Genomic DNA, 17,317 nt, shown 5'->3' with positions numbered 1-17,317 from the left:
GATGTTGCGACGTATGAAAAGAGCTTCAATGTTGAGTGTGGCGTTGCTGTTGTGGGCTGGCATGGCTGCCAGCGTGCAGGCGATGGGGCCGTTTCAGGTGTACGAACAGGCCCTGCGCAATGACCCCGAGTTTCTCGCTGCCATGAAAGAGCGCGACGCAGGCCTGGAAAATCGCATTATTGGCCGCGCAGGCCTGTTGCCCAAACTGTCGTACAACTACAACAAGGGCCGTAATAACTCCAAAGCCACCTACTTTAATGAACGTGGCGACTCTCATGAGGATCGCAACTACAACAGCTATGGTTCGACCTTTATGTTGCAGCAGCCGCTAATCGACTACGAAGCCTATGCCAACTACCGAAAAGGCGTCGCACAGGCTCTGTTTGCGGATGAAAACTTTCGCAGTAAAAGCCAAGAGCTGTTGGTGCGGGTACTCACCCATTACACCCAAGCGCTGTTTGCTCAGGACCAAATCGACAACGCGCAAGCCAAGAAAAAGGCCTACGAGCAACAGTTTCGACAGAACGAACACATGTTTCGCCAAGGTGAGGGCACGCGTACTGACATTCTGGAGGCCGAGTCGCGTTATGAACTGGCCACCGCAGAAGAAATTCAAGCACAGGATGAACAGGACGCGGCGCTACGTGAACTGGGGGCTTTGATCGGTGTGGCATACGTGGATATCCACGCGTTAATGCCATTGGCTGAAGGGTTTAACTCATTTGCGCTGGAGCCAGCCACCTATTCGACTTGGCATGAACTGGCGCTGGCCAACAACCCTGTTTTAGCCTCCCAACGCGAAGCACTGGAAGTGGCGCGCTATGAAGTTGAACGAAACCGTGCAGGCCATTTGCCCAAGCTCAATGCCTATGCCAGCGTGCGTCAAATGGAGTCTGACAGCGGCAACACCTACAACCAGCGTTACGACACCAACACCATCGGTATTGAGATCAGCATGCCTTTATACGCCGGTGGCGGGGTGTCGGCCTCTGTGCGCCAAGCCAGCAGCAACTTGGCGCAAGTGGAATACGAACTGGAAGGTAAAACCCGTGAAACCCTGATTGAGCTGCGCCGTCAATTCAATGCGTGCCAATCCGGAGTGAGCAAGTTACGCGCCTATCAAAAGGCCCTGACTTCGGCGCAGGCATTGGTCGTGTCCACGCGCCAAAGCATTCTTGGTGGTGAGCGGGTCAACCTTGATGCTTTGAACGCCGAGCAGCAGCTGTACAGCACGCGTCGCGATTTGGCACAAACCCGTTACGACTACCTACTGGCTTGGACCAAGTTGCATTTTTACGCGGGCACCCTGCGCGAACAGGATTTGGCGCGGGTGGATGAGGCTTTTATGCCGCGAGAAGGCAAGTGACAGGCGAAACCGGCGGCGCAGTCTGAGACTGCGCCGCCGGAGTTTTTCAGGCCTTGAACTGGTGCATGAGTCCATTGAGCTGCACGCTCAGTTCCTTGAGGTGAACACTGGCTGAGTTCGACTGCTCAGCCGCTTGAGCCGTGCTTTGCGAAAGGCCCGCTGCTTGGGTCACGTTGTGGTTGATGTCTTCAATGGCGTGCGCCTGTTGAGATGTGGCGCTGGCGATTGAAGCGTTCAGGCCATTGAGGTTACTCAACGCCAGGGCAATGCTGTTCAGGGTTTGCCCCGCTTGAGTGGCTTGCTCGATGGTCAGCTGGGACGCGCGGCTGCTGTTGCCAATCACGTTCACGGCAGCCTCTGAGTGTTTCTGTAGGCCTTCAATCATCGACTGGATTTCAGCGGTCGACTGTTGGGTACGTTGGGCCAGCAGGCGGACTTCATCAGCAACCACCGCAAAGCCGCGCCCTTGCTCACCAGCCCGTGCAGCTTCAATGGCGGCGTTAAGTGCCAACAGGTTGGTTTGTTCGGCTATGGAGCGAATCACTTCAAGTACGCTGCCGATTTCGCTGCTTTGTGTGGCCAGGGTGCGAATCACTTCAACGGCTTGATTGATAGTGACCGACAGCTCTGCGATTTGGCTCAGGCTGCTGTCGATGTTCTGCTGGCCTTGCTCGGCCTGCACCTGAGCCCCTCGCATTTCACTGGCGGCGTGTTCTGCGTTTTTTGCAACATCCTGCACTGCGTAAGTCACTTCATTGATGGCCGTGGCCACTTGGTCCATTTGCAAGGCTTGCTGCTGACTGCGCTGCTGGGCTTGTGTCGCGTCATTGCCCAACTCAGTCGACGACTGCTCCAGAGCAGTAGCGGTGGATTGCAGGTGGTTCACCACTTTGCGCAGTTTGGCGACAAAAGCATTGAAGTGTTGGGCCAGTTGCGTGATCTCATCTTGCCCGTGGGTATCGAGGCTACGGGTAAGGTCACTTTCACCGCTGGCAATATTGGCCATCGCCTGCACGGCATCTTGCAGTGGTCGCACAATGCTACGGGCCATCAATGTGACCAGCGCCGCCATGATGATGGCTATGCCAAGACCCACCCAACACGCTTGCCACACTTGGCCCCAGAATTCGGCCTGCATGTCATCGATATACACACCTGAGCCGATCACCCAGCCCCAAGGCTCAAACAGTTGCACGTATGAGGTTTTTTGTACGGGAGCATCAGAGCCCGGCTTGGGCCAGCGATAGTCGACTGTGCCTGAGCCCTTGGCTTTGGCGATGTTGGCCATTTCGTTGAAAATCGCAAACCCGTCCGGGTCTTTGATGGCTGACAGGTCTTTGCCGTCGAGCTTGGCGTTAGTGGGGTGCATGACCATGTAGGGCCGCAGGTCATTGATCCAGAAGTAGTCATCGTCGTCGTAGCGCAACTGGCTCACCACGCTAAGTGCTTGCTGTTGCGCGGCTTCACGGCTCAAGGTGCCGGCCGTTTCCAGGCCGTGGTAGTAGTTGAGAATGCCACTGGCGGCTTGCACTACGTGCTGGGTTTTTTGAGCTTTGCCTTCATAAAGGTCGTCATGGATTTGATTGAGCATTAATAAGCCCAATGCCAGCAGCATGGTCATAGACACAACCAAGATCAGCCACAAACGCTGACTGATGGACAACCTGCGTAAGGTATTCATAGAACCGTCACCTCTTATTCTTCTTGTCGTAGTCACTAAGTTGCATCCAAGCATGCTTAGCAGACCAAACCCATGCTACTTGCGTCTAATGTCATAGCAGCGAAATGGGAACGTGTCTGATAGGATCTCGGCCGGAATGCAGAAAGCTGAATCTTTATTGATTTCAGACACTTTTTTCACGCCATTTTGGCGACCCTAACCACCTGACTTTCACCCCGCGGCGATGAACTTCAGGCCAACACAGACTATTTTTTACCCTGCACGACGCAGGGTTCATGGGGGAACAATGGATCTTTGGACTGCCGCACAGGCGTTGATTCTCGGAGTGGTAGAAGGCCTGACGGAATTTTTGCCCATTTCCAGCACAGGCCACCAAATCATTGTTGCTGACTTGCTCGACTTCGGTGGCGAACGAGCAATGGCGTTCAACATCATTATTCAGCTTGGCGCCATTCTGGCCGTGGTCTGGGAGTTTCGACGCAAGATTCTTGATGTGGTTGTTGGCTTACCCACACAGCCCAGCGCGCGGCGCTTTACGGTCAACTTGATCATTGCCGTGATGCCTGCGGTTGTCTTGGGCGTGATTTTCGCTGACGTGATTCATGAATATTTGTTCAACCCCATTACTGTTGCTGCGGCACTGGTGATCGGTGGCGTGATTATGTTGTGGGCTGAACGTCGTCAGCATGTGATCCACGCCGAAACAGTGGACGACATGACGTGGAAAGACGCCGTGAAAATCGGGTTGGCGCAGTGCCTGGCGATGATTCCCGGCACCTCGCGCTCGGGCTCGACCATTATTGGTGGCTTGCTGTTTGGTTTGTCACGTAAAGCCGCCACTGAGTTCTCGTTCTTTCTGGCCATGCCGACGATGGTAGGGGCCGCTGTTTATTCGGGTTACAAGTACCGTCACCTGTTCCAACCTGACGACTTGCCAGTGTTTGCGATTGGCTTTGTGACGTCGTTCATCTTCGCGATGATTGCTGTGCGGGCCTTGCTCAAGTTTATTTCCAACCACAGTTATGCAGCGTTTGCTTGGTATCGCATTGCATTTGGTTTGTTGATTTTGGCCACTTGGCAGTTCGGCTGGATCAATTGGTCGGCGGCATCAGCGTGAAAAAATCAGCCCATAACAGCCGCGAGTACGTGGGGATGCCGGGCAACAACCGCCAACCCATTCGCAGCTTGAAGCTAAAGCTACTGGTCTTCGCGCTGTTGTGCGCGGTGCCGCTAGGGGGGGCCGCAAGCTTGTGGCTAACGGGGATAACGCGTATTCCGTTGCTGGCGTATGGGGTTGCCAGCGTGCTCGCATTTGGCCTGTATTGGTACGACAAGCATCAGGCCCAAGCCGGCCAATGGCGCACCCCTGAGAAAGTGCTGCACGGTGTTGAGCTACTAGGTGGCTGGCCGGGAGCGTTGGTGGCGCAACAAATGTTTCGTCACAAAACGCGCAAACTGTCGTACCAGATCTGGTTTTGGCTGATCGTGGCCGTGCATTGGGCGGTATGGATTGACGTGCTGTTCCTGAAAATGACCTTTCTGGATCTCTAAACGCTTAGATCAGTAAGCCTGTCTGGCGTTTTTTCGGCAGTTTACTGACCACCAACTGATGAGAGCGCCGCAGTAAGTCTTGCAGTTCTTCAGCGCCCATCGGGTAGGGCGCTTGCATGTTGATCCAGTACGCCCTCGCCAAATAAGGCGATGGGCGTATGCCCGGACGATCGATGTAACCCAAAAACAACTCTTTTTCGACTTTGAACGAAAGTCCCTCAGCGTTGAGATTGAACAGGGCAAACATTTTGCTCTGGTCAACAAAGAACACTTCAACCCCGCCCCACTTAATGTCTTGCTGAACACCGGGCAAGCTGAGGCAGAACGCGGCAACCTGTTGTTTGTTCATGATTGTGCGTGTCATAGCAGCTTGTCTCCACAACGCTCAAATGATTCCACCAAGTGCTCAATCCATGTCCGCACAGCTGGCATTAAGCCACGCCGGTGCGGGTAGACCGCATGCAGCCAACCGCCAGGCAATGACCAACCTGGCAGCAACTGCACCAACTGGCCGTTTTTGAGTTCTTGTTCGCAATACATCATGGGCAGCACTGTAAAGCCCAAGCCGGATAAGGCACAGGTTTTACGCACAATAAAATCATCGACCCCCAATCTGGCTTCAAGCACTAAATCGCACGCTTGGCCTTGATCGTCGAGCATGCGCAGATGCACCATTCGGTCGGCCTCAAGCGCACCCAGTAAGGGAATATGTTTCAAGTCAGCAGGGCTGTTGACCGGCCAATCCCTGGCAAATTGAGGACTGGCGACCATCACGGTTTGCGCTTGGCGCAGTCGGCGGGTCACCAGCAGCGGGTCTTCATCACCTGACTCACGCACCCGTAACGCGACATCAATGCCTTCGGTGACCAGATCAACACGACGATTGAGCAGGATGACCTCAAGTTGTACGTGAGGGTGGGCACTGAGAAACGAGCTGATAACCCCCGGCATAATTTCATGAGCCAAGCCCACAGGACATGACACCCGCAAACGGCCACGGGGCTCACTGGACATGCTGGCAACTGCCTCGTCCGCCATTTCTGCTTCCAGCAACATGGCTTGGCAATGGCTTAGATAGCGCTCGCCAACCGCTGTCAGCTTGAGTTGACGTGTAGTGCGTTGTAACAGGCGGGCGTTAAGGCGATCTTCCAACTCGGCGACTCGACGCGATAATCGGGACTTTGGAATACCCAACATGCGGCTGGCCGCCGCAAAACCACCGGCTTCGACCACTTTGGCGAAGTAATAAAGATCGTTCAGATCCTGCATGCACGGCCTCACTGTCCTATGGATGGGACGAACTATCGCATTTTGCCTTACTTATCGTCGATTGCTTTGACAGGTAGGATTGCCACCACTTGATCGCCCAGTCGCGATCCTCACTTGGAGATCACCATGAAACTTCTGCATATCGATTCCAGCATTCTGGGCGACAACTCGGCTTCACGTCAGTTAAGCCACGAAGTCGTGAAGGCTTGGCAGGCCGCCGACCCAAGTGTTGTGGTCAACTATCGCGACCTGGCTTCTGAAGCCATCGCTCACTTCTCTGCGGCAACCTTGGTGGCAGCGGGCACACCTGAAGAGCTGCGAGATGCCGCGCAAAAACATGAAGCTCAGTTGAGTGGCGATACATTGGCTCAATTTTTGGCCGCTGATGCCGTGGTTATTGCCGCGCCGATGTACAACTTCACCATTCCTACCCAACTTAAAGCCTGGATCGACCGTATTGCGGTCGCCGGACAAACATTCCGTTACACCGAAGCAGGCCCGGAAGGCTTGTGCGGTAACAAAAAAGTAATCGTCGTCTCGACCTCCGGTGGTTTGCACGTAGGGCAGTCTACGGGCGTCGCTCACGAGGATTACTTGAAAGTCATGTTGGGCTTCATGGGCATCACCGATGTCGAGTTCGTTCGTGCCCATGGCTTGGCGTATGGCGATGAGGTGCGTAGCAAAGCCATGAACGATGCGCACGCACAAATTAATGAAGATTTGTTCAGCGCAGCGTAAGCCGCTTCATTCACTAAACTCTGTACTCTGGGCACGCATCCTGGGTATGGAGTTTTTTTTGTCTGGCCCAAACAGGATGGCTTGAGATGTGCAAAAGGTAAGAGTGGGTATTTGGGCCACGCGCGCTTAAAGCACGCGCCATTGAAGGTGAGCAAGCATGATGCGTCTGCGCGTGGTACTGGCTTTTGTCTTTATAAGCTGCCCGATGTGGGTGCAGGCCGAGCCGGCCATGCACTGGAGTGTGGGGTTTCATCACCTGACGTTTCTTGACCCGCTCGATGATCAGCCGATGCATGCCATCGCCTTTTACCCTTCAAAGGGGGTTGAAGGGCAAAGCAAAATCGGCAGTTATAAAGTCAATGCCACCAAAAACGCCAAAATTGCGATGGGCCGTTATCCCTTGTTGGTACTGTCGCACGGCAATACCGGTACACCGCTTGCTTTGCATGACCTTGTGACATCGCTGGCGCGTAAAGGCTTTGTGGTCGTGACGGTGTTGCACCCAGGTGACAACTACAAGGACCACAGCCGTTTAGGCACGTTGAGCAATCTTTATGGGCGACCGATGCAAATTTCCGCAGCCATCAGTGCAACGCTGGAGGACAAGGTGCTGTCGCCCTACATCCATGCAGACCAAGTGGGCGTGATCGGGTATTCAGCGGGAGGGGAGACGGCCTTGATTTTGGCGGGAGCACAGCCGGATCTGGATCGCTTGCGCCGTTACTGCGAGGAGCGTCCTAATGACCGTGATGCGTGTACGACGCAAGGGGAACTGGTGGCTGACCGTGATGATTTGGAGCCCGTCGCAGATCCTCGCGTAAAAGCACTTCTGTTGATGGCACCGATGAGTTTGATGTTCGGTCGTGAAACATTGGCTGACGTGCATGTGCCCGTGCTGCTCTACAGCGGCGACGGGGACAAGATTGTGTTCCCTGATAAAAATGCCGATGCGCTGGCACGAAAACTACCCGTCGCGCCTGAGTTCAAGGTGATACCCGGGGCCGGGCATTTTGTGTTTATGGCGCCCTGCACAGACGAGCAAATAGCAGCAATGCCTGGGTTATGTACCGATGCCAAAGGGGTGGACCGTGAAGATATTCATCGCGATCTGATTTATGAGGCAGGGCGTTTTTTCAGCAAGTCTTTAGACGTGAACCTCCATGCGGGCTTGCGCACAGCAGATCAGTAAACGTCTGTAAAAAAATCTCTGAGCAATAAAAAACCCATCCAAGGATGGGTTTTTTATGACCGCTTATTCAGCAAAACTCAGTGTCTGAAATCAGAACACTACGCCTTGGCTGCGCAGGTAGTCATCGTAGGTGCCGCTGAAGTCGATCACGCCACTTGGGCTCAGCTCGATAATGCGTGTGGCCAGCGAGGACACAAACTCACGGTCATGGCTAACAAAGACCAAGGTGCCCGGGTAGTTTTCAAGTGCCAGGTTCAGTGCCTCGATGGACTCCATGTCCAAGTGGTTAGTCGGCTCGTCCATGATCAGTACGTTCGGTTTTTGCAGGATCAGCTTGCCGAACAGCATGCGACCTTGCTCACCACCGGAAATGACCTTGACCGACTTGAGGATGTCATCGTTGGAGAACAGCATGCGGCCCAAAGTGCCGCGAATCATTTGCTCGCCTTGAGTCCACTGCCCCATCCAGTCGAAGAGGGTGTAGTCATCTTCAAAGTCGTGGGCGTGATCCTGAGCGTAGTAGCCCAGTTCTGCAGCTTCCGTCCACTTGACCGTACCGGCATCTGGAGTCAATTCATTGACCAAGGTGCGCAGCAAGGTGGTTTTACCAATGCCGTTTGGCCCAATGATCGCGACGCGCTCACCCGCTTCGATGGTAAAGCTGAAATCTTTAAACAGCGTCTTGCCATCAAAGCCTTTAGCCATATGTTCGACGATGACCGCTTGGCGGTGCAGCTTTTTGGTCTGCTCAAAGCGAATAAACGGGCTGACACGGCTCGAAGGTTTGACCTCGGCCAGGGTGATCTTGTCGATCGCCTTGGCGCGGGAGCTTGCTTGTTTGGATTTCGAGGCGTTGGCCGAGAAGCGGCTGACGAACGCTTGCAGCTCGTTGATCTGGGCTTTCTTCTTGGCGTTTTCTGATAGCAGTTGTTCGCGCGATTGGGTCGCGACTGTCATGTACTCGTCATAGTTGCCCGGGAACAGGCGAAGCTCGCCGTAGTCCAGGTCAGCCATGTGGGTGCAGACGCTGTTCAGGAAGTGTCTATCGTGAGAGATGATGATCATCAGGCTGTTGCGCTGAGTCAGCACGTTTTCCAGCCAGCGGATAGTGTTGATATCCAAGTGGTTGGTCGGTTCGTCGAGCAACAGCACTTCGGGATCAGAGAACAGTGCCTGAGCCAACAGCACTCGCAACTTCCAGCCTGGCGAGACTTCGCTCATCGGGCCGTTGTGCTGTTCAATACCGATACCCAGGCCTAACAGCAGTTCGCCGGCGCGGGATTCAGCGGTATAACCGTCCATTTCGGCGAACTCGGTTTCGAGTTCTGCGACGGCCATACCGTCTGCTTCAGTCATTTCTGGGAGCGAATAGATACGATCACGCTCAGCCTTGACCTTCCACAGCTCTTCGTGGCCCATGATCACTGTGTCGATCACAGTGAATTGTTCGTAAGCGAACTGGTCCTGACGCAGCTTACCCAGACGTACGTTCGGCTCAAGCATGACCTGGCCGCCGGACGGGTCGAGATCAGCACCGAGGATTTTCATGAAGGTTGACTTGCCGCAACCGTTGGCGCCAATCAAACCATAGCGGTTACCTGCGCCAAATTTTACTGAAACGTTCTCGAATAGCGGCTTTGCGCCGAACTGCATCGTGATGTTAGCTGTAGAGATCAAAGGGTTATCCTGCGGGGGTTACAGAGTTACGTGGGGTGCGCCAGTACCTATTTAGTACCCATTTCCGACATCTCGAACTTGGATATTTCATTCCAGTCAGACGCGGAACTGATCCATCTGGCATAGGTGGACAGCAGCATTTGCACGCTATGCCCAAATTGATTTGCGATGAAAGCAGGATTTATTCCTGTCATCAGGCAAAGGGTCGCGTATGTATGGCGGCAATTGTACTGGGGTCGCTCGCGTAACGATAGAGCGAGAAGCGCTTGCTCGGCATGCTTGTGCGACATGCAGGTCTGCGGGGCCAACGCATTGCTCTTGTGCGCAGGGCTAACGTTCAGCAATAAGGTGTGCTCCATTTCACGGTTAGCACGGTGTTCAGCTTTATCGCCATGAGGGACTCATTGCGCTCTGATCCAGCAGGAAGGCCGCGTATGCCAGGCCCTAAGGTGCCCGCGAATCTGACGATCGGTAAGCCTTGCCTGCCCAGTGCACGCGCAATTAGCTCCCAGAAGAAATCCATACTGAGCGCCTTCTGATTCGCGTCGCCAAGCCTGGTGATGGCGTAATGTTTAATCAAGCAATTGTTGAGTCTATAGAGCACCTCAAAGACTGGCTAGCGTGGGTAACTCCCATCCCCAGTGCAGATGAATCAGAGTTATCGTGCCGTCAGGGTTACGCACGGTTTCTGATGAATGAAGATTTGATGGCGTTTTTTATTCTTAAATCCAGCGGCAAATTAGTAGGCGGCGGAGGCTTGCATTATGTTCACTGGGGTTTGCGACGTTTTGAGCTCGGCTACTGGGGGAGAACTAATTGCCTTGGAGACGGATTAATCACTGAAGCAGTAGAGGCATTGGTGCAATATGCAATGAAGACTTTGCATGCAAATCGTGTATTTCTGACCACGGATGAACGAAATCTTGCGAGTCAACGACTGGCCGAACGAGCTGGTTTTGAATTCGAAGGCACCCTAAGACAAGATCGAAACAATGCTCAAGGTAAATTGCGTAATACACGCGTTTATTCAGTCATTCGCGCTGATGTGCAATGAGCAGCCCAATAAGGGCTGCCACATAGGTTTAAACCGGTCTATCGGCGGTGTTTATTCTTATGCTTACTCTTTTTATGCTTGCCGCCCGAGCTATGTTTGCTGCCATCGTCTGCAAGGTTATTACCCACAGCACCACCGGCGGCACCTCCAAGACCTGCACCAATGGTAGATCCGGTGGTACCTCCCAGTTTGTTACCGATGACCGAACCGCCAGCGGACCCAAGCCCGCCACCTATGGCTGCTTCGGTTTTATTGCCCTTGGGCGCACCCATTGCGCTACCTGCGGCACCGCCAACACCGGCACCCACTGCGGCACCCGTAGAACCACCTAATTGCTGACCAACAATGTTACCCAACACGCCACCAACCCCGCCTCCGACGGCAGAGGTGCCATCTCCAGCGGCCATAGCGCCCTGTGCAACCAACACACTCAGAGCAAGAACAGCCAATGTAATGCGCATTATATTTACCTCTATGGGTAGAAACCGACCAGCCACCACTTCAGTGGCATCTAGCACTATAGATGAGGCATTGAGCTTAAAGTTCTGAAGGCGCGGCCCAAAACTTGATTGTCTTCGGCCAGGCACGCTTACTACCTCGTAGCAAGCATGACACTGAGCAGTAAATTCAAGCACCTCTCGATCGATCTGTTCAACGGCTCCCGCGGCCTCACTCCAGTCAGTGAAAAGGTATCGTCGAATTAACAGTACAAAGCAACAGCATCGGGAAGTCGTCATTGGACCGAAACTGCGCAGGGTACAAACCGGCTGCCAATCCATTCATCAGCACGCTGGCATAACAAATATGTGAGCATTTATTACAACAAGGGATGCCGGAGTTCGCCATCGATATACTGCGCGGCTTAATTCTGGTTTTAGCGCCTGAAACAATCGAAAACTGCAATATCAACAATAACAACACATTCAAAAGAGTGTTTTGGGTGAATACCAAGGCCTCTTTTACATGCCACTTGATCGGAAAACTAGCAGTAGATGTCAATCTCTTGTCCAACACCGCGGCCACAACTTGTCTATTTAGTTTATGGCGCTACGACCTACCATCAAGAAGCGCTATTTAGTATCGCCAGCGCGCTGGCAGGCTTGCGTACAACGCCTGGCGAGGCGCTCGATATTCAGGTGTTCACCGACAACCCGACCCCTTACCGTAATTTGCCGGTACGGGTGCGTGAGTTTGACGAGTGCACGCGCCAACGCTGGATTGAGCCGCACGGCTACCACTTCCGTGCAAAGCACGTAGTGATGCAACACGTGCTACGCGAGTCTGAACGAACGTTGTTGATTGATACCGATACCTTTTTCCACGGCTCGCCACTTGAACTGTTCCGCCGCGTCAAGCCCGGTACTCTTTTATGTAACGCCATGAGCATGACTTACGGAGCTAACAAACAAGCGTGCCTCTACCGAACATTGGCCGAGGTGCTGCAACAGCGCCAACTGGCGGACGACCAGATGCCACTCCTGAACTCTGGGGTGATAGGGCTGCACAAAGACGATGCCTCTGTTCTAGACCAATCCATTGCCCTGATGGATGAGTTGTACCCCTTGGCCCAGGGGACTTACACACTAGAAGAGTTTTGTTTGTCCGTGGCAGCCTATCGCACGCTAGAAGTAAGCGACTGCCCGGACTTGATCCACCACTACTGGAGCCGCAAGGCGTTGTTTCGCGCCAAAATTAAAGCATGGTTGGATAAGCACGAAGCTGACCCAACGTGCAGTTTTGCTTTGGATGAAACGCGTCTGGTAACTGCTTTTTTGCCACGCCCACCAGCCTTGCAGCGTTTGCTTTATAAAGTGGTGACACTCGCCTTGCCCCAACAGCAACGCCAGTTTATGCGCGAGATCCTCTACGGTTGCTACCCTCATCCCAACCCGTTTGATCAGGCTTGCACACCCGTATGGTGGGAAAAAGCACGCGAAAATGCAGAAAAACGCCTCAAAAAGCCACTTGAATGCGATCAGTTGGAACGCTGGCTTAACCACCCGGTTAATCGATTGGTCTTGGGCCAGCGAAGAAAAAATATTTATCAGCACTTAATGCACAAAGAACTTGTGTCGTAGAACTGATCCAACAAGCCTCCATGTACTTGCTTGCTAGATAACCCGGCTTGTGCCGGGTATCTACTGAGCATTATTAATAGGTAGGCACGATCAACTAGCGGAAATCAGCGTAAGGCACCAACGGCTGCACGGGTACCGGCAAGTTACCTTTCCACACGTCAAAGGTGTAACGCAGGTACATCAAGGCCCGGCTGGGCGCGTAGTCATCGCTGTGCTGATAAAGCACGCCTGCACCTAATACCCAGTTTTCGGTCAATCTGCGTTCAGCCAACCCCTGCACGCGGTAACCAATACCACTACTGCTGCCGCCATCTTTCTCCAGAACAGGATTTGCGATGACGTCATAGCCGTTTTCACCCAGTATTTCGTCGAGCTTTTGTTTTGAGTTGTCCAAAGGGTACAGGTTGCTGCTAGAGGTTTTGGCCTTCGACCAGCTCACAGAGCTTTCCACTGACAACGACCAGTTATCACTGCGCCACGCGTAATTGACTGGCACCCCAATCGAGTAGTAGCGCTGGGGACTGTAGTAACCACCTTGGCCGAGGGTGTATTCGCTTAAATCCCTGTCATAGCCCCAGTACATAACGGTCAACCCAGTACGCAGGCGATGGTTGGCCCGCTCAACAAGGCGGTAGTAATAGCCCGCCATCGCTGTTGATTTATGGTTATTTTCGACATTCTGCCCTCGCAGCCAATGTTGACCGAAACTGGCCCATACACCGTCCTTGCCACCCTCATCGTGGCTCAGGCCCAAGGTGAGGCCGTTAGAGGTAACGCCCCCCCAAGTGGTGCCAGTCAACTGATCTTTAGCACCGGCATACGAAACGATCGAGTTGCTTAATGGCCGACGCGAGCCCGTCAGTGTCCAGCCCAATGAGCCGATTTTGTCACTGTAAGCAATGCCGCCGAGCCAATTAGGCACTTTGAAAGTGTCCGGTGTACGGCCAAAGTCAATTTCCCACTGTGAATTCTTCCAACCCAGAGCCATCATTGTGCCTTTCGCCGATTGCGAACTTTCAGCGCAGCCCCTTGTATCGCCATCCTTACTTTGACCCACTTGGCAGGTGCCATAGGCTTCAGTCACTCGCCCGTCGTCATTGGTCTCAAAATCCCCGGCATTCATGTTCAGTTGTTCAGCCCGCACCCAACCTTTGCCATCCGCAATCGGTAAGTCCAATTGCAAAATGCGTGTGCGGGTATCGGTATCGGAGGTGCCTTTGGATGCGTCATCCGAACGCCAGCCGTAGTCGGTGTACAGATGCAGGGTAGGGTTTTGTCGCTGGTACAACTCATCCACATCACTGCGTAAACTGCTTGCCATCCAGTCGTCATTGTCTTTAGCCCGGCTGGCCAAAGTCATGGCGCGGTTGTCACGGGGGCTGGCCTGCTCAGGGGTGATCAACCCTTGCCCAGCCATGCTTTTGGCGTAGTAGTCCAGAGCTTGTTGCGGCTGCTTGGCGGAAATCAAACGTGCTGCATCACGGTACATCAATGGGTCGGCTTGTGGTGTCTTGAGCAGTTCAGCAAACATCGCACTGGCCTTTTCAGGCTCGCCAAGTTCTGACCAAGCGTTGGCCACACGGCGTTGCTGTGAAGGCGTCAGTGCAGAGTCAGGCGCAGGTTGAAGTTGCGTCAGTTGCTGACGAGCAGGCACAAGCTGTTTGCTGGCAATCAGGGTTTCGATTTGGCCCAAGCGCGCATCTGTGTTGTTCGGCTCTTTTAGTAGCACTTGGCTGTATAGGTTTTGCGCTTGACGATAGTCGCCGCGTTCCTGCGCCCAACCTGCAACAGTCATCAGGTCTTCGTTGCTTGGGTTTTGCATCAGCAATGCAATGGCGGCTTGTTCTTGCCCGGCAGTACGCAGACTTTCAGCGCGAGCAACCAAGACGTTTCGCTGTAATCGCGCGCCCAACTCACGCATGGAGTCACTCCATTGCGCTTCGGGCAGACGCTCCAGTGTGCTCAATGCACTGGCATCACGGCCAGTGCTCGACAGGTACAACCCATAGGCATAAAGCGCTTCCGGGTTTTGCCCTTGGCGGGCCATCAACTGTTTAAAGCTGTCGTCAGCCGGGCCGGGCTGATTGATTTCACGTTGAGCATTGGCCAAGCGGTAGGTCAACCAGGGCTCGTCAGGTGTGATGTTGCGGATTTTACTCAACAGGCTAACCACCTGCGGCCAGTCTTTACGGGCTGTTGCGGCATCTGCCTGTTGATTAAGCTCATCAAGCACCATTGTTTGGCGCAGGCCTGCGAATTCTTTTTGGCTGGAGGCGGGCAGGCTGTCGAGGAAGGCCTTGGCCTTTTCAGCAGACTGGGCGGTGTACAAACGCACCAATGCCCGCACTGCGCTGGCATTGCCGGGCTCGAGTTTGCGCGCTTGCAACAGCAAGGCTTCAGCCTGGATATCGTTAAGCTCACCTCGGGCAACCCCGGCAAGACCAATCAGCGCATCAGCATCGTTAGGCTTGGCTGTGCGCGCCTGCTGAAACGCTTTGCGCGCAGTGGCGAAGTCTTTGCGGTCCAGGGCCTTTTCACCCTGGCTGATTAGCATCAAGTAGTGGCTGGCATCCATCAGGTCTTGCCACTGACTCATATAGGACGTGTCCTGCTCTTTGTTGCGCGCTGTTATAAAAGTGGCGTTGGCCTCTTCATAGCGGCTCTGTCGAAGCAGGGCCAGGCCCAGCGCACCATAAAGGCTTGGGTCGTCGGGGTAATGTTTGAGCGCACGGCGTAACAAACCTTCGGCAACCACTGGGGTGCGCGATTGCTCAATCATCTGCTTGCCTTGCGCCCCGGCCACCCAAGCAGGATCAGCCAATAATCGCTGTTGGGTTTGTAAGTTCTTGTTGGCTTCAATCACAGTCGGTGACGCCGGGTAGCGTTTCACGAATGCTTGCCATGCCAGCAAGGTCTGGCGATCGACCGGCAATGTATTGAGGTATTCATATTCGCGGTCAGCAGCGGCATTGCTGGCTTGCGGGTCGGTAGACAGTTGTTCTAAAACGACCAGCGCTTCAGGGGCACGCTTTTCTCGGAACAACAGATCAGCCAATGTTTGGCGAAGGCCCGCATTGCCTGGATATTGGCCATCCAACTGGCGCAGTTGATCGATCACCTTGGGGCGCTGACCGGGGATATTGCTGCGAATTCGCAGGTATTCCAGTGCGATGGCAAAGTTGGGTGGTGCATCGCCGAATAATTGTTCAAAAATAGCTGCCGATTCTTCAGGGCGGCCCGCAGCTGCAAACAAGCGCGCTTGTTGCAAGGCTTTTTGACTCTCTGGGTCTTGCAACTTCATCAGGCTTTGCGCCTGACGAAACGCAGCCGAGTTGGGCGCTAATTGTTGCAAGTGCGCAAAACGTTCTTGAGCAACCTCCAGTTTTTTCTCCAGCAGCGCTTGGCGAATTGACGCCACCAGCGCTTGCGGGTCATCAGGGGCGATCAGTTCAAGCCGGGCCAATGAGTCCCGCACCAAATCTTCGCGGTACATGGCCTCGCCAACACGCACCTGCTCCAGTAACCATTGCTGTTGCTCTTGTACGCTGCTCGGTTGCGCAAAGGCGGCAGTGGACAAACCACTGAGCACGAATGCCCATGTCTTTAGTTTTTGCATGTGTCAGTCCAGGCCGGTAAAAGCTGTCCATCCTTGTCAAAGCGATAGCGTTGTTCATCCCAGCCTTGGCCAAATAACAGCAGTGACTGGTTGTAGTAAGCATCAGGGGCGGGGGGATCTTGCTGCACCCGGGTCTGTTGCACCAACTTGGCGGGCGAGTCTGTGCTGGTCAGCAATGGCAGCATAGCCGCAGAAAAACCTGCCGGGCCTTTGCCGGTGTACTGAGCGGTCTGGGCATCAACACTTTCCGGCGGATATCCCAAGGTTTGGGTCAGTGCAACCATAGGCATAAAGTGTTTTTGCAGGGTTTGGCGATTAGCCGCGTCGTGCGCCAACATCCCGACCCACAGGTACACCCGGATGGCGTCATAGTCACCTGCACTGCCTTCTTTGGCGTCAGGCGCCCAACCCGTACCGGCCTTCCAGAGCAACCAGTCGGGGGCAAACCCTTTGGGCGAGCCCTCGATCAGCATGCGCTGTTGGTTGCTGGCGACTTCAGCCCAAACAGGTGAGATTTTCGCAAAGCGGGCCAACAGTTGCGGCGGCAAGTAGCTGGGGTTTAAGCGCCAACCGTCGGGGCTGTCAAATCCTACATCCCCGGGCAACAGCATCAAGCCCAGTTTTGGCAGTTTGCGCAGGCTCTGGGCGGCGCTGCGCCAGAGCATGTTTTGCCCCAGCGCCGAATACTCAGGTTTACCCCACAAACGTCCTGCTTCGAGCAGGGTGTAGGCGATCCACAAATCAGCGTCGGTGGCATTGTTGGTGTCAAGGATCTGCCATTTTCCCGCTTTTGATTTGCCCCAAAGCCAGGCGGGCAAATGAGCCTCAAGGCTGCCTTCGGCCAAGTTGTTTCGGGTCCAGTTCAACAATGTGGCGAAACTGTCCGGGTCATTGCCAAGCAAGGCAAAAAACAATCCGTAACTCTGGCCTTCGGAAGTCGTGATCAACTCCGGTGAAGAGCGGTCAATGATGCGCCCGTCACGGGTCATCATGGCGTTCTTGTAACTGTCCCAGGCGGGCCAGTTGCAGCTTGCGGCGCTCGCCAGGCAGGGCAAACCAAGGGTCAACGTCAGGGCGAGGGCCGCAATCCGTTTCATC

14 protein-coding genes are annotated in these 17,317 nt (G+C 54.2%); 7 read left to right on the top strand and 7 right to left on the bottom strand.

Annotation, left to right across the window (positions count from 1 at the left end; translation table 11 throughout):
- The first annotated feature begins 1 nt into the window (after position 1).
- Positions 2–1,366: a TolC family outer membrane protein gene (locus ACZRJQ_RS16585; protein WP_463979406.1), complete on the top strand. Its 1,365-nt coding sequence runs from the start codon at positions 2–4 to the stop codon at positions 1,364–1,366.
- A gap of 46 nt (positions 1,367–1,412) precedes the next feature.
- On the opposite strand, the gene ACZRJQ_RS16580 is transcribed toward ACZRJQ_RS16585, so the two are convergent.
- Entirely contained in the window at positions 1,413–3,047 is a 1,635-nt protein-coding gene (locus ACZRJQ_RS16580; protein ID WP_463979405.1) for a methyl-accepting chemotaxis protein, read from the bottom strand.
- Between the two features lie 286 nt (positions 3,048–3,333).
- Between ACZRJQ_RS16580 and ACZRJQ_RS16575 the strand changes: the two genes are divergently transcribed.
- Together ACZRJQ_RS16575 and ACZRJQ_RS16570 are read left to right on the top strand one after the other, a co-directional pair.
- Complete coding sequence (locus ACZRJQ_RS16575; RefSeq protein ID WP_463979404.1) at positions 3,334–4,164, top strand: undecaprenyl-diphosphate phosphatase; 831 nt, start codon at positions 3,334–3,336, stop codon at positions 4,162–4,164.
- Between the two features lie 35 nt (positions 4,165–4,199).
- Positions 4,200–4,598 (top strand): DUF1294 domain-containing protein, encoded by a 399-nt coding sequence (locus ACZRJQ_RS16570; protein WP_463979517.1) that lies wholly within the window; start codon positions 4,200–4,202, stop codon positions 4,596–4,598.
- Positions 4,599–4,602: 4 nt separating this feature from the next.
- Here the strand turns inward: ACZRJQ_RS16570 and ACZRJQ_RS16565 are convergent, their stop codons facing one another.
- Entirely contained in the window at positions 4,603–4,947 is a 345-nt protein-coding gene (locus ACZRJQ_RS16565) for an MmcQ/YjbR family DNA-binding protein (protein WP_463979516.1), read from the bottom strand.
- A gap of 11 nt (positions 4,948–4,958) precedes the next feature.
- Entirely contained in the window at positions 4,959–5,867 is a 909-nt protein-coding gene (locus ACZRJQ_RS16560) for a LysR substrate-binding domain-containing protein (protein ID WP_463979403.1), read from the bottom strand.
- 126 nt (positions 5,868–5,993) lie between these two features.
- Between ACZRJQ_RS16560 and ACZRJQ_RS16555 the strand changes: the two genes are divergently transcribed.
- Together ACZRJQ_RS16555 and ACZRJQ_RS16550 are read left to right on the top strand one after the other, a co-directional pair.
- Positions 5,994–6,605 carry an FMN-dependent NADH-azoreductase gene (locus ACZRJQ_RS16555; RefSeq protein ID WP_463979402.1) on the top strand — a complete coding sequence of 204 codons (612 nt, stop codon included), beginning with the start codon at positions 5,994–5,996 and terminating at the stop codon, positions 6,603–6,605.
- Between the two features lie 157 nt (positions 6,606–6,762).
- Entirely contained in the window at positions 6,763–7,794 is a 1,032-nt protein-coding gene (locus tag ACZRJQ_RS16550) for an alpha/beta hydrolase family protein (RefSeq protein ID WP_463979401.1), read from the top strand.
- A 90-nt stretch (positions 7,795–7,884) separates the two neighbouring features.
- Here ACZRJQ_RS16550 and ACZRJQ_RS16545 read toward each other — a convergent pair whose 3' ends face one another.
- On the bottom strand, positions 7,885–9,471 hold the full coding sequence (locus ACZRJQ_RS16545) for an ABC-F family ATPase (protein ID WP_463979400.1): 1,587 nt from the start codon (positions 9,469–9,471) through the stop codon (positions 7,885–7,887).
- 517 nt (positions 9,472–9,988) lie between these two features.
- Here ACZRJQ_RS16545 and ACZRJQ_RS16540 point away from each other — a divergent pair.
- Positions 9,989–10,525 (top strand): GNAT family N-acetyltransferase, encoded by a 537-nt coding sequence (locus tag ACZRJQ_RS16540; RefSeq protein ID WP_463979515.1) that lies wholly within the window; start codon positions 9,989–9,991, stop codon positions 10,523–10,525.
- Between the two features lie 38 nt (positions 10,526–10,563).
- On the opposite strand, the gene ACZRJQ_RS16535 is transcribed toward ACZRJQ_RS16540, so the two are convergent.
- Positions 10,564–10,986 (bottom strand): hypothetical protein, encoded by a 423-nt coding sequence (locus ACZRJQ_RS16535; RefSeq protein WP_463979399.1) that lies wholly within the window; start codon positions 10,984–10,986, stop codon positions 10,564–10,566.
- A 531-nt stretch (positions 10,987–11,517) separates the two neighbouring features.
- On the opposite strand from ACZRJQ_RS16535, the gene ACZRJQ_RS16530 reads away from it, so the two are divergent.
- The gene (locus tag ACZRJQ_RS16530; protein ID WP_463979398.1) at positions 11,518–12,603 is read left to right on the top strand and encodes a hypothetical protein; all 1,086 of its coding nucleotides are present in this window, start codon (positions 11,518–11,520) and stop codon (positions 12,601–12,603) included.
- A gap of 94 nt (positions 12,604–12,697) precedes the next feature.
- On the opposite strand, the gene bcsC is transcribed toward ACZRJQ_RS16530, so the two are convergent.
- Both bcsC and bcsZ read right to left on the bottom strand, forming a co-directional pair.
- Positions 12,698–16,219, bottom strand: coding sequence for a cellulose synthase complex outer membrane protein BcsC (gene bcsC, locus ACZRJQ_RS16525; RefSeq protein ID WP_463979397.1), 3,522 nt, complete (start codon positions 16,217–16,219; stop codon positions 12,698–12,700).
- Positions 16,207–17,316 carry a cellulose synthase complex periplasmic endoglucanase BcsZ gene (bcsZ, locus tag ACZRJQ_RS16520; RefSeq protein WP_463979396.1) on the bottom strand — a complete coding sequence of 370 codons (1,110 nt, stop codon included), beginning with the start codon at positions 17,314–17,316 and terminating at the stop codon, positions 16,207–16,209. The genes bcsC and bcsZ overlap by 13 nt, the downstream gene beginning before the upstream one ends.
- Position 17,317: the final 1 nt, after the last annotated feature.

The organism is Pseudomonas sp. E315, from assembly GCF_055406205.1.
Note: the sequence above shows the minus strand (reverse complement) of the source record. Positions and strands in the feature narration are given on the sequence as shown.

What these genes read in the sequence shown, in the direction of transcription:
- ACZRJQ_RS16585 (WP_463979406.1), top strand. Translation starts at nt 2, where the DNA reads ATGTTGCGACGTATGAAAAGAGCTTCAATGTTGAGTGTGGCGTTGCTG.
- ACZRJQ_RS16580 (WP_463979405.1), bottom strand. Translation starts at nt 3,047, where the DNA reads ATGAATACCTTACGCAGGTTGTCCATCAGTCAGCGTTTGTGGCTGATC.
- ACZRJQ_RS16575 (WP_463979404.1), top strand. Translation starts at nt 3,334, where the DNA reads ATGGATCTTTGGACTGCCGCACAGGCGTTGATTCTCGGAGTGGTAGAA.
- ACZRJQ_RS16570 (WP_463979517.1), top strand. Translation starts at nt 4,200, where the DNA reads ATGCCGGGCAACAACCGCCAACCCATTCGCAGCTTGAAGCTAAAGCTA.
- ACZRJQ_RS16565 (WP_463979516.1), bottom strand. Translation starts at nt 4,947, where the DNA reads ATGAACAAACAACAGGTTGCCGCGTTCTGCCTCAGCTTGCCCGGTGTT.
- ACZRJQ_RS16560 (WP_463979403.1), bottom strand. Translation starts at nt 5,867, where the DNA reads ATGCAGGATCTGAACGATCTTTATTACTTCGCCAAAGTGGTCGAAGCC.
- ACZRJQ_RS16555 (WP_463979402.1), top strand. Translation starts at nt 5,994, where the DNA reads ATGAAACTTCTGCATATCGATTCCAGCATTCTGGGCGACAACTCGGCT.
- ACZRJQ_RS16550 (WP_463979401.1), top strand. Translation starts at nt 6,763, where the DNA reads ATGATGCGTCTGCGCGTGGTACTGGCTTTTGTCTTTATAAGCTGCCCG.
- ACZRJQ_RS16535 (WP_463979399.1), bottom strand. Translation starts at nt 10,986, where the DNA reads ATGCGCATTACATTGGCTGTTCTTGCTCTGAGTGTGTTGGTTGCACAG.
- ACZRJQ_RS16530 (WP_463979398.1), top strand. Translation starts at nt 11,518, where the DNA reads ATGTCAATCTCTTGTCCAACACCGCGGCCACAACTTGTCTATTTAGTT.
- bcsC (WP_463979397.1), bottom strand. Translation starts at nt 16,219, where the DNA reads ATGCAAAAACTAAAGACATGGGCATTCGTGCTCAGTGGTTTGTCCACT.
- bcsZ (WP_463979396.1), bottom strand. Translation starts at nt 17,316, where the DNA reads ATGAAACGGATTGCGGCCCTCGCCCTGACGTTGACCCTTGGTTTGCCC.